This is a genomic window from Paenibacillus oceani, from assembly GCF_014705615.1.
Classification (GTDB): Bacteria; Bacillota; Bacilli; order Paenibacillales; family NBRC-103111; genus Paenibacillus_AB; species Paenibacillus_AB oceani.
Genome location: NZ_JACXJA010000032.1, coordinates 34,764 through 51,506 on the forward strand (window position 1 = coordinate 34,764; position 16,743 = coordinate 51,506).

12 protein-coding genes are annotated in these 16,743 nt (G+C 54.2%); 2 read left to right on the forward strand and 10 right to left on the reverse strand.

All coding sequences use genetic code 11. The features are described from left to right. Window positions 1–48 precede the first annotated feature (48 nt). From IDH45_RS22255 to IDH45_RS22285, 7 genes are all read right to left on the reverse strand, one after another. Window positions 49–930, reverse strand: coding sequence for a class I SAM-dependent methyltransferase (locus IDH45_RS22255; RefSeq protein ID WP_190930337.1), 882 nt, complete (start codon window positions 928–930; stop codon window positions 49–51). Between the two features lie 51 nt (window positions 931–981). Continuing rightward, window positions 982–1,905 (reverse strand): NAD(P)/FAD-dependent oxidoreductase, encoded by a 924-nt coding sequence (locus IDH45_RS22260; protein ID WP_190930338.1) that lies wholly within the window; start codon window positions 1,903–1,905, stop codon window positions 982–984. Window positions 1,906–1,973: 68 nt separating this feature from the next. Next, a complete protein-coding gene (locus IDH45_RS22265; RefSeq protein WP_190930339.1) occupies window positions 1,974–2,462 on the reverse strand; it encodes an RrF2 family transcriptional regulator in 489 nt (162 codons plus the stop codon). Window positions 2,463–2,774: 312 nt separating this feature from the next. Next, window positions 2,775–4,790, reverse strand: a complete 2,016-nt coding sequence (locus tag IDH45_RS22270; protein WP_190930340.1) for a right-handed parallel beta-helix repeat-containing protein — start codon at window positions 4,788–4,790, stop codon at window positions 2,775–2,777. 43 nt (window positions 4,791–4,833) lie between these two features. After that, window positions 4,834–6,171, reverse strand: coding sequence for an ABC transporter substrate-binding protein (locus IDH45_RS22275; RefSeq protein WP_190930341.1), 1,338 nt, complete (start codon window positions 6,169–6,171; stop codon window positions 4,834–4,836). Between the two features lie 184 nt (window positions 6,172–6,355). Continuing rightward, window positions 6,356–7,243 (reverse strand): AraC family transcriptional regulator, encoded by an 888-nt coding sequence (locus IDH45_RS22280; protein ID WP_190930342.1) that lies wholly within the window; start codon window positions 7,241–7,243, stop codon window positions 6,356–6,358. Window positions 7,244–7,318: 75 nt separating this feature from the next. Further along, entirely contained in the window at window positions 7,319–9,004 is a 1,686-nt protein-coding gene (locus tag IDH45_RS22285) for an alpha-L-rhamnosidase-related protein (protein ID WP_190930343.1), read from the reverse strand. Window positions 9,005–9,209: 205 nt separating this feature from the next. On the opposite strand from IDH45_RS22285, the gene IDH45_RS22290 reads away from it, so the two are divergent. Further along, window positions 9,210–10,181 carry an AraC family transcriptional regulator gene (locus tag IDH45_RS22290; protein WP_190930344.1) on the forward strand — a complete coding sequence of 324 codons (972 nt, stop codon included), beginning with the start codon at window positions 9,210–9,212 and terminating at the stop codon, window positions 10,179–10,181. Between the two features lie 179 nt (window positions 10,182–10,360). On the opposite strand, the gene IDH45_RS22295 is transcribed toward IDH45_RS22290, so the two are convergent. The 3 genes from IDH45_RS22295 to IDH45_RS22305 form a co-directional block, all read right to left on the reverse strand. Beyond that, the gene (locus IDH45_RS22295; RefSeq protein WP_190930345.1) at window positions 10,361–12,448 is read right to left on the reverse strand and encodes a glycosyl hydrolase family 28-related protein; all 2,088 of its coding nucleotides are present in this window, start codon (window positions 12,446–12,448) and stop codon (window positions 10,361–10,363) included. Between the two features lie 76 nt (window positions 12,449–12,524). Continuing rightward, complete coding sequence (locus IDH45_RS22300) at window positions 12,525–13,877, reverse strand: ABC transporter substrate-binding protein (protein ID WP_190930346.1); 1,353 nt, start codon at window positions 13,875–13,877, stop codon at window positions 12,525–12,527. Between the two features lie 51 nt (window positions 13,878–13,928). Then, window positions 13,929–15,644 (reverse strand): DUF4091 domain-containing protein, encoded by a 1,716-nt coding sequence (locus IDH45_RS22305; protein ID WP_190930347.1) that lies wholly within the window; start codon window positions 15,642–15,644, stop codon window positions 13,929–13,931. Between the two features lie 156 nt (window positions 15,645–15,800). Here IDH45_RS22305 and IDH45_RS22310 point away from each other — a divergent pair, with 156 nt between their 5' ends. Further along, on the forward strand, window positions 15,801–16,652 hold the full coding sequence (locus IDH45_RS22310) for an AraC family transcriptional regulator (protein WP_190930348.1): 852 nt from the start codon (window positions 15,801–15,803) through the stop codon (window positions 16,650–16,652). Window positions 16,653–16,743: the final 91 nt, after the last annotated feature.

The following is a 16,743-nucleotide window of genomic DNA, read 5'->3' on the forward strand; positions in this document are numbered from 1 at the left end:
GTTTTTGGGAGAAGTCACTCGCCCGATATCAGCAGCTGTCCTTCAGCTTCAGCCATACATATGCAAATCCTGCAAGCGAATCAGCACTTTGCCGTAACGGCCGCTCTGACGCACGGTCACTTGGCCGGACGGATACGTGCGCTCCAAATAGTCGGCCGCCGTTTTCCGGTTCTGCTCGTCGGCAGGCACGCCGTGACTGCGAAGCAGATTCATTATTTCCTGCAGCGCCGCTTCTGCGGGGACTTCCGTCGTTTTCGTTTCCCGTGTAATCAGCGACTCATAGGCATAACCTTTGAGATAGAGCAGATGCAGCAAATACCCCAGCTCCGTATACTTCGCCCCAAAAGGCTTGCCGGTGATCAGCGGCCAGATTTCATTCACCAGACTATGCTCGGTGGAACCCGCCGGCATGCTGATGTAACAAAACTTTCGCGCGCATTGAAGCACCTTTTCCACGCTTTCCCAATCGTGGAGGACCGGACACATCGAGACAAAAACGAGATCGAATGCATCGCTCCAGCCTCTCGCCTGCACGTGAATCTCTTCGAACGGCTCGGGTACGATCCGCACCTGATCTTTGGGGAAACCGGCGATATTTTCTTTCAGCAGCTCGACCAGTGGAAGCGATGACTCGACGGCGGTTACCCGGGCCCCCCGCTCCGCAAACGGTACTGTAAACACGCCCGAAGCGGCGCCTATGTCCAGCACCGGGACATTTTCGAAACGAACCCCTTGCCCTTCAAGCCAGCCGATAATTCTGGCGGTCCGCTTTCTTCCCTCCGCGTCAAACGATTGCTCGTTGAAAGACTTCGCCTTCTGATCAAACGCCCGGGCCGGTTCGATCCCCGCCTTTTTCATCCTTGTTATGACAGTATCCCCGCGGTCCTTCCATGCTTTTTCCCATATCGCTTCCTGGTAGAAGTCGTTCATATCCGTCCCTCTCTCCTATGCCAAAATTAAAATCTGCGATGTGCAACCTATTCATCCGTTACGCCGCCAAGCCTCCGTGTTCAGCTCGTTGTTCATCGCCCCGGCGGCAGCTGCGCCCATAGCGGCGGCGGCTATCGCCTGATGCATGCGGGATACCGCATCTCCGGCGCCGTAGACACCCGGAACGCTCGTTCTCCCCATCTCGTCAACCGCAACTGTACCCGTTTCAGTCATGCGGCACCCGATCGCCCGCGGCAAGTCCGATCCAGCAACCAGATCCGGTTTAAAAAAGATTCCTCTGCACGGAATCGCCGTCCCGTCTTCAAGATTAACTTGTCGTACGATACCGTCGCTGGAATCGATATGCCGGATCGGCGAATCGAACAAGGGGACCTGGTGCCGCCGAAGCTCCTCGCACTGTTCATTCGTCAATTGATCGGGGCCGTTCGTGCAAATCGTAAACCGGTTCGTCCATCCGGATATCAACGGAGCGAAATGCATAAGCTCAGCTCCCTTGTTAATGACAACAAGCGGCTCGTCCCTTAACTCCCAGCCGTCGCAGTACGGGCAGACGAAAGCGCTTTTCCCGTAAATGTCCGCCAGCCCAGGGATATCCAGCGGACGATCCTTCATTCCGATTGCAAACAGCAGCTTTTTGCTTGTATAGGGGTTTCCTTCCGCAGTCGCAATTTGAAAATGGCCGTCCGTTCCCGTAACCGACACAACCATATCCGCCGCGAAAGATACGGAGGGATAGGCGCCGATCTCTTCCTTCGCCAATCGCCGAAATTCGCCCGGACTCACCCCGTCGCGGGTAAGAAACCCGTGAGTTTCGCGGGTCACGGCATTGCGGGGACGACTGTCGTCGAACACGGCCACCCGTTTTCTCGCTCTCCCCAGCACGAGGGACGCGCTCAACCCGGCTGGTCCTCCGCCAATAATCGCTACGTCAAGAAGTTCTGCTTTTTTCACCATTAGACACCTCCATGGATCTACAATATCCATAATTAAATTGCAAGAAGCGCATCACTTCTTGACCGTGATCACTTCTTGTTTCCTTCCAAGTTGAAATGTCTCTTGAACGCCTCATCCAATAGCGACTGAATCGTATGCTCCTGCAAGTATTGGTGCAGATGCTGCTGCGCTCCCAGCATGACCTTCTCCACCAAACATTCGCCGTTGCCCCGGCGTTCCCGAACCGGCTCGTCCGCCCCGTCATCGGCTAGCAACTGATGCTGCTGCGATTTCGAATTCGAACATTCGAACAGCTGCTCTCTGCCTTCCATCACTTGAATCACATCGAGAAACGTAATCCGGCCGGCCGGCCGCGCAAGCTCGTATCCGCCGTTCACTCCCGGTACTGCGCGTACGATGCCATCCTGTCTCAGCTTGGACATAATTTTGGATAGATAGCTTTCCGATACGCCGAGTGTCGCGGACAATTCCTTGATTCCGACATTGGCATGACGTTCCGGGTGACCCAGATGAAGCAGGGCGTGCAAGGCGTAATCGGTGCTTTTCGAGTACTGCATGTTTCGGACCTCCTTCCCCCTATCCATCCTATTGTGGACCTGTGATATCCATAATAAACAATCGGACTCGGAATTGCAACTGATTTCGATTCAGCGGACGCTCATGGGGGCAGACTAATCTTTAAATATTACACCCGGCACACGACCATAATGCGTTCCATTAGTAAAGCGGGTCCCGTTTAGAAACGGAACCCGCCTGAAAGACTGCTTCGAAGGCCAGCGTTTGAGCGGCTTAATTTCATCATTCGACTCGGAACTTATGACTTCGCGTTTACTCCATTCGAGAACGCGGACGGTCCATTCGTACAGGTATCAAAAGTTACGGGACTCTTCGAACCAAATGTCCGCACGTCTGACGAGGGTAATGATTTTTCTCCCTGCCGTCGAATCCCCTGTTACATTGACGCCTCCCTTTAAGCGGATTTTGCTGTCGTTGTTCACCAAGCTAGCCCCAACATACAAGCGAACCGAGATTCGCTGCCCGCTGCCGCCGTCCAGAAAATCCGTAATCGCAACCGCTTCCCCAATCGCCAAATTCGGACCGCGCAACACCGAAGGAGTCGGACCCATAATGACGACTTCGCCGGTTCCGTCCTCCAAACCTGCCGCATCCGCCACTCGCCCGAAGGCCGAGCGACCTATATTGGAATAATAGCCGCTGCCGGACGGTACAGAGCCTCCGATTCCGCTTATATCGATCGAGCGAGGAATAAGCGCTGCCGAATCGGCATACACGTACAGCACGTGTGACCTTGCCGTGCCCCTTACGGTTTCCCCGGATATCGTTATTTCTTTTAGTGTTTTGTCGCCAAAGGCTGCTATGGAGATTGCGGCTGCAGTCCCTCCATGAACATTACCGGTAATGGACCCGGCGTACGTTCCGCTGGCCGCGGCCACTGCGCTGCGGCTTTTGGAATAGATCGCCAAAGGCGGAGGTGCTACAGCAAAATCTGTTTCGATGCCGATATTGGCCAGCGAGCCTCCGTCAATAAAAGTGTTGCCCGTAATTGTGAAATGTTTAACCTGGGACAGGAAAACGCCGTATTTCCAGTCGCCGGAGATATTATTATTCGCAATCGTAATGCCTGTTCCGTCTTTGTAGGCTTGAATCGCGGCATCATCGGTATTTTCCGCTGAAGAAACGTAAGAGGAGATGACGTTCCCTTCTACAACAATGCGCTCGCATCCCCATGCGATATTGACGCCGCTGGATCGTGCGTCATGCAGTTGATTGCCGTAAATATTAATTTGCCTGCATGCCGGACTCAGGTTGATGTTGCGATGAGAGGAACCGATCACCGTATTGCCGCTGATTTCACCTCGCAGCAAGCCTCTGACGTGAATGCCGTGCGTTCCGTCATAAATCCGGTTGCCGCAGCAACGAATATCCGTCGTCGTAACAGTTGCGTAGACGGGCAAACCTCCGGCATCGATCCCGCCGTAATCAGATGCGATCTCCGCCGTTATTAGGATGCCGTTTAAGGTGACATAGGTGCCGACCGGAATATCCCGGCTCATCCGAATCGTATTGTCTTGGATGTCGATTCGGCTGCAGTCTGTCGCAACGCGTATTCCGTTTCCACCCGATACGGCAAGACCATAAATCGTGCACGCGGATATGGACGAATCCGATACGCCGTTGAGCAGGAGGCCCTGTCGGGCTTTACCGGCGCAATTTATGTTCAAATCGAAAAAGTCGCATCGAAAACCGGCCGTACCGCCAAATACCGGGCCTTTCGTATATAACAGTTGGTCGACGACCGATTCCGCCCGGATTTCCCCAGAACCGTACACTTTCCGGACACCTAGAGGGACGTACAGACTGGTCACTCGGTACACGAATCCGTCAGAAAACCGCAACGAGCGGCTGGCGGACACCGAGGCTGCCATCAGCGCCGCTTGACAAGCGGACTGACACAGTTCTCCATTACGGGCTCCGAACATTTCGGGCGTAAGGGGCTCCGTATTGTTCCGCTTCCAGCGCGTGCCATCCGAAGACACGATGACGGTACCGCCGTTATCGAGCGATACGGTATCGGACGGGTCCGACCGAAAAGCTCCGCCCCCGGTTCCGGGCGTATCTTCATAATAACCGGCTACCCACACGGTTTCGCCGCTGACAGAAGAGGTAACGGCGCGAAGCTGATCGATGGAGCTGATCATGCGCAGTCCACAGCACGCGGACGGTCCGTCTTGACCGTACACGGCGGACGTGACGGAACTTCGCTCTCCATTCGCGATCGTTCCCAGTAAGCTAAGCGAAGCTCCAGCCATTCCCATTGCGGCAAGCATTTTACGCCGACTCATTCGATTCCGGTTGTCCTTCATGCACGTCTCTTCCCTTCTATCCTGGATTGGTGCGCCGGTGCGGTCACTTCATTTTGCTTTTGTAATCGGCGATCGTCTTTTTGGCTTCCTCTTCGGCCGACCGCAATGCCGTATTCAAGTCCATTTTACCGATCTGTGCCTGCTGGGCATATTTCAGATAGACGGAAACCAATTGCGCATCATATAAAGCTTTGGGCGGAATTGGCGCGAACTTGTTAAAAAACATAGCTGAAAAGTTTTTGGCTTTAAAAGGGGATTCTTGGCCCAACTGCTTTTGCAGATCTGCATTTTGCAGAGCGGGCATGATTCCTTTTTTGGCGAGCTGGCTCTGAAACTCTTCGGATACCATATACTTCAGCACTTCCATCGCCGCATCTTTGTTTTTGGCCATATTGGTTATTCCGAAATAGCTCGGGTACGATTGCGAGCCGATTCCCGGCTGCAAACTCGGAAGCGAAACCATATCCCAATCCAGCCCTTTGAGCTGCTCCTGCCCTACATACACGTAGCTGGCCAGGTAAGGGAATAAGGCGACGTTCTGGTTGACGGCGAAGTCCTCCAGTCCGAGTATTTTGCCGGTTTTGTTCATATAATCCATGGTCAGAGCGTCCTGAGAAGGAGCGACCAGACTGTTCATAAACGTCTTCCAGCGCTCATCGGTATTGATCGTGGGCGTATCGGTGTTCAGATCGGCCATCGGGATCGACAGCGCATTCATCCGGATCAGATGGTCCGGAGAACGGGCATACCCGTAGAACGTTTTGCCTCCGTCGTTCCGGCTCATTTTTTTGGACAGCTCGGTCAATTGATCCCAGGTCATGCCGTCCTTCGGATATTCCACTCCGAATTTATCAAACAACGTTTTGTTATAATAAAGCACCAAGTTGTTCGTGAACACGGGAAGCCCGTACAGTTTTCCGCCGGAAGCTTGTCGGACGGATTCGATGATGGACGGCTCGAACTTGCCGAGATCGACCTTATGCCGGTTCAATAATTCGGTCATGTCGTACTGGATTCCGTTTGGAAACGCATTTCCTTCAAAATTGCCGATCGACTGGAAGAAGATATCGAACCGGGTTCCTGAAGCGATCATTTCCGGCAAGGTGAATCCTTTCTGGCTTTGAATGTACCTGATCGTATAATTCGGAAATTTTTTACGAAGCGCGTCCCCGAAACGATTGTCGAAGCTTTCCACCGTATCGTTGTTGTTGGAATAAAAGATAACCTCGGCCGGTTCTTTGCCGGCCTCAGAGACAGCCGGATTAACGGATTCCGGATTCGTGGCCGTTCCCGGATTCGACTCCGTGCCGCCGTTCGAGCAAGCACCGAGCATAATGGCGAGGCTGCACGCGGCAGCCGTTCGTTTGAACGTAAGGTTCATCGGTTTTACATCCCCTTTGGTCTCTCATCTTTTGCTAGCAGGCAGTAATCGCTTTCCCTATCGAGGGCGCCTCCCGATAGATTGAAAGCCTTTGCATGGAAAAGTATAAGGGATGGGAACAACCCGGGACAATTGGCGATGCAGACATCTAAATTGTCATTAGGGACGGAAGCTTTCGTCCTATCTATTTCCGGGCCGTTATTCTGTACTTGCCGGGAGGGCAGTTCACTTCGCGGGCAAACAGTCTGCTGAAAGAAGCCGGATCTTCGTAGCCGATCATTCTTGCCACAACGGCGACAATTTCGTCTGTTTCGACGAGCAGTTTTTTGGCATGTTCCATCCGAATCAAGTGCAAATATTCGATTACGGTTTTCCCGATATATTTTTTGAACTGTCTGTTTAACTGGCGTGTTCCGATGTGAAAAAGCTCCGACAAAAGCGGGAGAGAGATTTTATGGTTGAAGTGTCTTTCGATATATCCGCGAACACGCTGCACCAAAAGCTCGCCGGAAGAACAAGCGTCGTTGATTTTATCGTTTTTTTTCTGGTAGTGCCGGGATAGCAGCAAGAAAAGCTCGGCCAGCTTCAACTGGATGACCGTTCGGAAACCGTAGTCCCGACGCCGCATTTCCCGTTCCATTCCGTCTAACAGCTCCAGCGCCTCGCGCGACGCTTCCCCTTGCAAAACTAATTTCGAATGGAATGAGGATTCCTTGTTCAAAAACGGATGTACATAATAAAAATCGAAAGAATCGGACGCATCGATCTCTCGCAAGAGAGCATGCGAAATAAGCCCCGGGTCGAACATGCAGTTAAAAATTTCGATGTGCTGCCGCTCTTCTAGAACATACTCGTGCATTTCTCCCGGATTAATGACATATACGTCGCCGACTCTCAGATCGTAGGAAGCATCCTGTATCATATGAGTCGCTTGTCCGTCCATCACGAAGATGAGCTCCACGAACTCGTGAATATGCCATCCCGGCGTATCGACGCTGCTATGACGGTTACGCTGAATCCAGAACGGAAAGTCGTACGGATGCGGATAGTGTCTCATCAATTTCGTTTCCAAACTACGCACCTCGTTCTTGAAATGCTATCCAATCTTTGTCGCCGTCCGGGGGAGCCATAACCCTGACTGTAAAGATCAAATAACCGTTACGCCCGGCGGCGCTTCGATCTCTGTCGCAATCGTGCCGTCGCTCCGCTTCTCATGCTTGACCCGGATCGTACCGTGTGGGGTAGGAAAGCTGCCCTCGGCCCAATCCAAATCGCCAAGCATGGGCCTCACCTCGATAACTTGGCAGCCCGCTTCCTTAACGCGAATGCCGAGCACATATTCGGACAGCCATGCTGTCGGTCCCGCCGCCCAGCCATGGCACAGACTGTGCCGATACCCTTTGTAGCAGTAATCGCCGAAGAGGCCGTGTACGTCGTTTCGGCCGGGCGGCGTCAATTCGTCGATACGGGCGGCGTTATCCAGCCAATCGAGGTTGAAATCTTCCCAGAACGTCGTCGCTCCGAGGGAAAGCATGCCTCCCCAATATTCACGGATGCAATCCAGGCTGCCGCTTATGTCGCCGGCTTCCGCCCGCGCCTTCAGCACATAATATCCGAGGAAGGTGGAAATCCCGCGCGCTCCTCCCGCAGCCAACACGTCGCGGTTGACCGCATCCGCATCGAGCAGGCCGGCAAGAGCCAGAAGCGCCGCCGCTTGTTTGCTTCCCCCGTGTTCCGGCAATCGCTTCCGCAGCCTTCGTTCCATAGACCGGCATCGCCGCTCCGCATCGGGCTCATCCAGCAGTGCGCACAGCTCCGCAGCTGCTGCCACGGCGGCAATTAGCAAAGCGTGTACGCCGGCTTCCACCCCGGATCGGTTCGGCGATGTCGGCCAATCGAGGAACGGTCTCGGATCGTTAAAACGGCCCTCTCTGTCGATACTTTCGTCAAACTGTCCAATCAGTCCGAGCAGGTACGCCCTCTGCTCCCGCAAGTACGCTATATCCCCGTTAAGCTTGTACCAGTCATGCTGAATCCAGATCCACCATGCGGAATAGCTGGCGATCCTGTTCATCCAGCCTGGGAGAGGCGTATTGTCGCGGACCAGGTCCAAGCTTTTCGGCACGACCTCGTTATAGCCGAATACGGCTCCAATCGCAGCTATCTCGGGATGCATGTCGCCGATCCAGACGAGCCGGTCGCGCTTGACGCCATCCCACAAGTACTCCTGCATGTTCAAATGAACCGTGTAAGCCCCGGTTTGCCATATCCGGTCCAGCAGCGGATCGCTGCAGCGGAAGCTGCCCTTGTAGGGGATGTCGCGCAACAGACAGACGCCGCGTACGCTTTTCAGCTCCATCTCGCATTCCGTCTCCAGCAAATCGATCCGGACAAAACGATAACCTGTATTGCCGACCTCCGTCGTGCCGAGAAAGCTGCTTACTTCCACAACTTGATCGCGAACCGCGTGATCGTTGCCCGCATTGCCTTCCCCGCCAAGCTCGCTCATTGCCTCCATCGCCGATTCGCCGAACCGGACTCGCAGCTTTACCGATTTTCTGTTCTCATTCGCGGACCAGACACACAGCTGGATGCCGCCTTGCAGTTCCAACCCGAAATCGATCAGCAAGCCGGCACGGTTTTCCGCCCCGCTGCGCAGGATACAGCCGTTCTTCCGGGTTAACGTCGCTTGACCGTCTCCCCCTGTCAACAGCAGTTCGGCTCGCTGAACGACCGCATCAGTTCCTTCGCTTCTCCATACGATGCGGCGCGGGTCGACGTAATAACGGGTGCGAGGGTCTTTGCCCCCCGATTGTGCAAATGGATATTCCATACCGTTTCCCTGTCCTCTCTATCTGCAGATTCCTGGTCGAAATGGTTGCAAGCGGCCGCACGTCTGGCGCCGCTACTTAAAAGCGTAACTTGGGGAGCGGCATCCGAACAGGTCTGATCCAACTATGAAAGTGTGGCGATCGCACTTTTCCGCATATTGCGATTATGGTAAGGTAAAAAAATGAACGATTCGGAGGTGTTCGCAGATGGAACGGGTGGACAAGCTGAGGGCGGACGATTTTTTCGCAGAGGGACTGCCGTTATGCGTCAATCATTATGCTTATGACCCGCATGAGCGAATCCGGATGCACAGCCATGAGTTTATCGAGATCGCTTACGTCTGCAAAGGAAAAGGAATCCATGTCGTAGGCGGCCGGGAACAGCCGGTATCGATGGGGGACCTGTTCATCATCCAGTTCGATACGCCACACAGCTTCTTCCCGCTGGACCCGGACAACACCGGACGGCTAGAAGTGTACAACTGCATGTTTATGCCCGAAATCGTCGGCTCCTTGCCCTTGGAGCTGCCGGTATTGCAGGAGATCACATCCATCCTGCTGCTGAGCGGCCTATACCCGGGAGAGCAGACGTACCAGCCCGACCTAAAGCTGTCGGATTCGCACGATCGCAACTTCCTATCCATCTTTACCGCTCTGCACGAGGAATATAGCGCCAATCGGGAAGGACGGACGGAGCTGCTGAAGCTCAAGTTGTGCGAACTGCTCATCCAAATTTACCGTGCTTACGGGAACCGGAACAAGTCACTCCAGCCGAACTCAGACACATACAAGCTGGAGCTGATCCAAAAAGCGGTCGCTTACCTGCGGGAGCATTACGCCTCCCCGGTCCAGCTTAACGACATATCCCGCCATGCGCTGCTGAGCAAAAGCTATTTTTCCGCTCTGTTCAAAAAAACGACCGGCATGAGCGTCTTCGATTATTTGCAAAGGCTGCGGATCGAAGAAGCTTGCCGGCTGCTGGAGGAAGGAACGGCTACGGTTACGGAAATCGCAGCACGCGTAGGGTATAACGACTACCGGTTTTTTAACAAAACGTTCCGCAAAGTGACCGGCAAAACGGCCAGGGAATACCGCAATCGCGCCGTATCGATGAAATCGCTGCCGGAGGACGATGAGGCCGCATCGCAGTTGGACATCCAAGGGCGCTTTTCCCCTTAGCCTCCCGCAAAGTCCGGGGATGTTCAGCGCCGGATCACCTCCCGTCAAAGTTTCTAAGGACATACACGCCGATAACGGGAAGTCCCGCCTAAACAGGACGGTCAGCTGGCCACGATGGTGAATCTTGTGCTTGATAAACGGATCGAGTGTAAAGCCGTCGCTCCTTGCACCGTCAAACGCTACACCAGTTCGGTTCGCAATGTTCCGTCATTGTTGATCGACAGCCTGTATGTTTTGCTGCCATCCGGTGTCATCATGACGATCCCTTCCGTTACATGGAGCTGCTTCCACCGTTGTGCAGCCTCCCCAAGCGAAGCGGTTCCGTCCTGCTTGGGCAGCACATTTGCACTCAACACCGCATCCCCAGTCGCGGCTAGCCGCAGCTTTACATCGCCCTGGACCCGCAGCTCATGTCCATTCTTACTCTCAAGCACCATCGGCCCGCTTACCTGGTTAATTGCACCGAATATTTCGACGTTCGCACCCGGCGTCACGGCCAGCGCATCTTTCCCTTCGCCGTTTTGCAGCTTCGTCCGCGCGGAGAGCGGCGCTTTGAGCAAGAAATCCGTTTCGCTCGTCTGGGGCATCGTCTCGTAACTGTCAAACATATATCTCGGGTTAAAAAAGCCTGTATCCGTGTAACGTACCGACGATTGCCGCTTGAATTTGGGCGCTTTGTCGACACTGCTGCATTCGGTCGCCAAAAAGTATACATTATTCGTCTGTCCGCTCGGGTATGGACCGCGCGCCTGAGTGGTATTGCGCCACGGCGCTGCGATCATCCGACCGCCGCCGAGCTTGCCATCGTAACGTGCGCCAGACTCGAAGTAGCTCCCGATAAACTGGATATCGAACGCTTCGTGCAGATGGAGCAGCACATCTTCATGCCCTTGAATCGTGCAGCTAATAAATTTGAACCCGCGCAGGGACGTCCCGCTCATCTCGATGTTTTTGGATACGCCGAGCCCGATCGCGTTATGGCTAGCCGCGCGCTTGGACGCATGCTCCAGTCCCGCGATATAACAGTTGATATACGTGGAGCCAGCGTATCCGGTACTATATGGCGAGATGCGCACCTCATCCCCCACTTTGCCTAGTAGTGCCGGATCGATCGTCAAACCGTAAAGCGTCATCCGGTCGCCGGACACACTCGTGCTCGTGTAATCCAACGTTTTACTGCCGAATTTGATCCGTCCCGCGGCACCGAGCGGGCTGCTGCTCCACCACGGAATATCCAGCGTGTAGTTCCCAGCAGTCCCGCCAAAGGCAAGCGAGCGGTACAAGTCGCCTCCGCGTACACAGACGCCTGTCAATCCTTGGAACACGCAGTCGTAAAACCGGTTCCGCTCCGCTCCCGCGTTGTTGTATTCCGTTCCCAAACCGCCCGCGCCAATCAGGTTCGCTGCGATGCGCCAATACCCGACCACCTGCACGTTGTGAACGGCGATATCCTGAGCATTGTCTAGATACAGACCGACATCCCATTCATCGCCAAGCGTAAACGTCGTTTTGTTGTTGTAGCCGTTCAAGCCGTCGAAATTTGGTACGATGCGCAAATGGCGGATGGCCGCGAATTGGCTTCCTTTCGGCACGTATACCGCGACCGAGAACGGCCGCACTGTTGCCGCTTGCCCTGGCGACGCATCCCCCAGACGGAAATTGGTCAAGCTGTACACCGCATCTTGATGGTCGGGAAGTGTGTCTGTATGGGTCAGTACACCACCGGAAGGAAACAAATCGGTCGCATACGTCAGCGAGTACGTCTTTGCCCCCGTGCCGGTAAACCGCAGTTCCGATGCCGCAGGCAGCTTCGTCCGGTTCGGAAACGGAATGTCCCAGGCGCCAACGCCCGCTCCTTCCAACGTGACACTCGTATGAAGCACAAGCGTGTCTGTCACCTTGTACACGCCTGGAGGAAGGTAGACGATACCGCCTCCCGCAGAGGCGCATTGATCGATCGCGGACTGGATCGCCGCCGTATCGTCGTGCACGTCGTCCCCATGCGCGCCTTGCTCCCGGACGTTCCATATACCGTGCTCCACTCCCGTGCTCCCGTCGCCTCCGCCTCCATACACAGATGCGGTTACAGTCCCAACAGCAGCGGAAACGGGCAGTGCGCTTGTCCGCCCGATTCCGCCTGCCGCCAACACAACGCCAGCAGCCCCAATTGAAGCAAGCAATCCTCTGCGGCTTATTTTGTGGCTCGTGCCCTTCAGCAACGGCTCCTCGATTGCCCTCGTTTCCGTCTCCTTACGGTGTTCGCTCATGGCCGTTCGCTCCCTTCGACTATATTCTCGATCCCAAACTACACCATTCCTTTTCGATCAGTTATAGGCAAGCCCGTTACTTGCCGATGGCGGACAACTGCTTGGCAATGTCCAAATGAATTTGTTCCTCTGCTTCGCGCAGCGCGGAGTTGACGTCTTTGCCGTTAAAAAACTCTTCGAACTTTTTGCGCAAAATAACGTTGCTGCTCGTGTTGAATGGCGAGTACTGCTTCGGCTGCGCCGGCTGGCTCAGTAAAAACGCTTTCATATTCTTGTCTTTCAAATAGTCGACGTCCTGTCCCAACTGCTGCTGCAGTTGCTTGTCCGCAAGCGGCGTCATCCGTCCCTGTTCACGCACGATTTTGCGCTGTACTTCTAGTGAAGTCACTACATCAAGCACCTGCATCGCCGACTCCTTGTGCTTGCTCGTCTTCGTAATCAAGAACACCGATGGGGTGAGCGCTCCGGATACGTTCGGCTGCCCGGTAAAGCTCGGGTACTGGACCAGATCCCAGTTCAAGCCGTTTTTCGGGTGAAAATATTGCGCAGACGTATACAAAATGTTGTTCGTCGGGTCCATGGCCAGCGTCTTGTCCACAAGGAACGACCGTTGTCCGGTATCGTTCAATTTATCCGGCGCATTATTCGGCAGCGACCAGATCGTCTTCGCCGTCTCGAACGCTCGCTTCCAGCCGTCCGTCTGCACCGACGCTTTGTTCGTCCTGCCGTCTACCGGCAGCTGCGACAGCGACATCGCCATCCGGTCCACAACATCGGCGCTGAGTCCGCGATATACTTTTCCATCTTCTGTACGCGATACTTTCTTCGCAATTTCAATCATTTCGTCCCACGTCATCCCGTCCTTCGGGTACGCAACCCCGAACTTGTCGAACAAATCTTTGTTGTAGAACGTTGCCATCCCGCCGCTCTCAAACGGTAGTCCATACAGCTCCGTTCCGCCGGTTGTGGCGCGAATCGCTTCTAACGGCGCCGGATCAAAACGGCCAAGGTCAAAACGCAGCGTCTTAGCAAGCGGCTCAAGATCAAACAGCAGCTCCTTGTCCGCATACGACAGCATCTCACCGTTCCAATTGTAAATGATGTCCGGTGTACGCCCTTGCGCCATCAGATCTTCCAAATACGACCCCTTCGCGCGTTTGATAATGTCCAGTGTAATGTGCGGATACTTTGCCTTTAACGGGTCGAGAATAAAGTTCTGCTGGTTGTCTTCCGGTCCGAAGGTCATATCGAAAAAAAGCGTCAGCTTGACCGGTGTCGTATCGACAATAAAGCCGCCTGCCTGCTGCTCGGTTCCGTTCGGTTGCCCTCCTGCTTCCCCAGGCTGCGGATCTGCTTGCTTCGCACTGCACCCTGCCAGCGCAATCGCAGCGCCAATGGCGCACAACGCTTGTTTGTTCCATGTACCCATCTGTAAAAAACCCCCTTATTATCATGTTGTTTCCACCTGCTGCACCTGCCGTTATACAAGGCGCAGCAATGCATCATACGCGTCTTCGGTCAAACGATACAGCTCCGTACTACACTTTCGCGCGTTAGGATCAAGCTCGCACGGATCGGCAAATAACATCACATGATCGACCGCCTGCTGCACGTCGCTTCCGCGTCCGGCCGCTTTTAACAGCTGCATCAGCTCATAGTCCCGGATCCCGCGCTGCAGCCACTTGTACCGAAGCGACAGCTGTGGCTTGCCCGCTGCACCGGGATAGACGAAATTGGCGTCTCCTGCCTTCCAGATCGGTGAGCGGTACGACAACTTCCGCAATGGATCGTCAACCCACGCCGTGTAGTTCCAGCGCAAGAAGCCATCAAGCCCCAGCTTCTCGACGAGCCAAGGGATAAGGCGGGATTCCAGCGCAGGCGAGCGCAAAAACGTATTCGGAATATCCGGGTTGCATGCCAAGTAGTATAGCGTCCTGCTGCCGGGCTTCGCTTGATGGCGGACGAGCTTCTCCCGTGCTGCACCAATACTGGATAACACCGGAACGTAGTCGTTCACCTCCGATGTCAACTGCTCCATAATCGATGTACTGTGTATCGCGATTTTGTAGCGAAATGCAGGCGCAATATGCCGCAGCCTTTCCAGGCGCTTCTGAAACAACGGGACATCTCCCGGCTCATCCGCAAGCACACGGACACGGTCGATCCAGCCGTGAGAAGCGAGATGTGCCTCCAACGCACGAATGTAATGTTCCAATTGCTCCTGCTGACGCATAAAGCGGTACGTTCCGGTCGCTGCATCGTAATACCGAACGCGAATGCCGTCCGGATATCCTTCGACAATTGCACCGTAACCTGCATCGATATCCTGCCAAATGTTCAGCAGCCCGAACAGCTCAATCTCGGCACGGATGCCATGCGTCTCTCCCAGCGCCACATACCGGTTGAGCGCTGTGTAATCGTAATGAAAAGTCCCGCTTCGATCCCTTTTCACGCCAACGATGCTGTACTCAAACAGATTGGACGGTTCTCGGTCCCGATGGGAAAATTGCCCCGACCACGGAATTTCAGATACGACGACAGACAACGCTTTTTGTCCCAGTTGCCCCATGCTTGCCAAATAAGCATCCAGTACGGCGAAATGATCCTCCGACCACAATGTCGTACCGGACTTACGTGCAATGTTCGCGTTGTGCTGCCACAAATCGAGATAGAACGAGTAATGCTCAGGTTCGGGCAGTACCGCTTCCTTGACGTTCAACACGAAGGTGCACGCGCCTAGCAATTGCTCATCCTCAAACATCGTATGGGAATACAGTCGCACAGTTCCCATATAAGTTCCGCTCGGTGTATCCGCGGATGCCGTACACTCGATCCAAACCGGCTGTAGCGTACGTTCTTCCACAAACAACTCCGGTGCATCCAACAGCACGTCCGCTTTCTGTGTCCGGTCGTCATCTTCGACAAAGCCGATCAGGCGCACATCTACGGTAAGCGGTTCATCGATATCCACTTCCACGCGGACGATCGGCAGTGGACCTCCTTTCCAGAACAGCGGATCGGTATGCGTCGTCAGCAAAAAAGGTTCTTGTGACGCGACGACGCACTGCACCGCTGTGCTGTCCCTCCTGCAGCACATCACCTCCAGTTGTTTCGTTTGTGTTTGTTTCACCAACTGCGACCATGGCTGATACCCTTTAATTGCTTTGTAAAACATGGACTGTAGTCCGTAATACATCGGTTCATCCCCTATTCATTGCGAAGCACCAATCCATTCCCCTGCCTCGCGTTTGTTCTGCTATTCGCGCGCTTCTCTAGGCAGGTTTTCAAAAGGACTGTATACTTAAAGTACCATTTGGGCATAGACGGGGGAATGGAAATGGCGGCCAAATACATGGATTATAGGATTAGTTCGAAACCGCTGCAAATTATCGGGCTGAAGGTCGAGAAGAGCATGCTGGAAATGAAGTCATTGACAATTCTCGATGTCGGTTTTTTGCCAGGCCGGACATCGTTTCGAAGAGATGCGGTTTTTATGAATAAATGGGCGGTCATCTTTATTGCAGGCGGAGCGGGGACGTACCAGGTTAACGATGGTGAAAAGCAGCAAGTAAAAGCTAACAGCCTTTTTATGTTTTATCCGGGGGCCGTTTTTCACTATGGGCCAGATCCGGGGGGCTTTTGGGACGAGTATTATTTTACAATTGAAGGGCCGCGCATACAGGAGTGGCTCGATTCATGGTTGTTTGAATCAGGGACGGTTCAGCCGGTTCAGAGCGATGAAGACCAGCAGAACAAGATCGAGCGGATCTTTATGCTAATGGATAGCGGAGTGCCGATCAATGTCGATCGCGCGGCGATGCTGCTGGAGTCGCTGCTGTTTGAATTTATGATGCACGCCCGGTCGGCGCCGCAAACGCACAAAAACGAAGATACGCTCTCCCTGCTTGACGACATCGCCAAAACGCTGTATCGCCCGTTTCAACCCGAGCAGTTGTGCGCCCGCCACCACATATCGATCTCCACTTTGAAACGAACGTTGAAAAAGGTGACCGGCTACCCGTTGCACGAATATGTTCACCGGCTCAAAGTGGCAGAAGCGAAAAAGCTGCTGATCAGCACTGAGCGTACATTTAAGGTGATCGCTACGGCGCTCGGATATCGCGACGTCTTCTATTTCTCCCGTTTGTTCAAAAAGTACGCCGGCATGTCGCCGCGCCACTACAAGATGACGAACGGCAGTTAGCGTGTCTGGAATGAGATAGCCTTTGCTGTAGCGGATGAATTGGCGGATTTTCCGGAAGGCGGCTGGAATTACCCCCAGTCAATACCGGCTG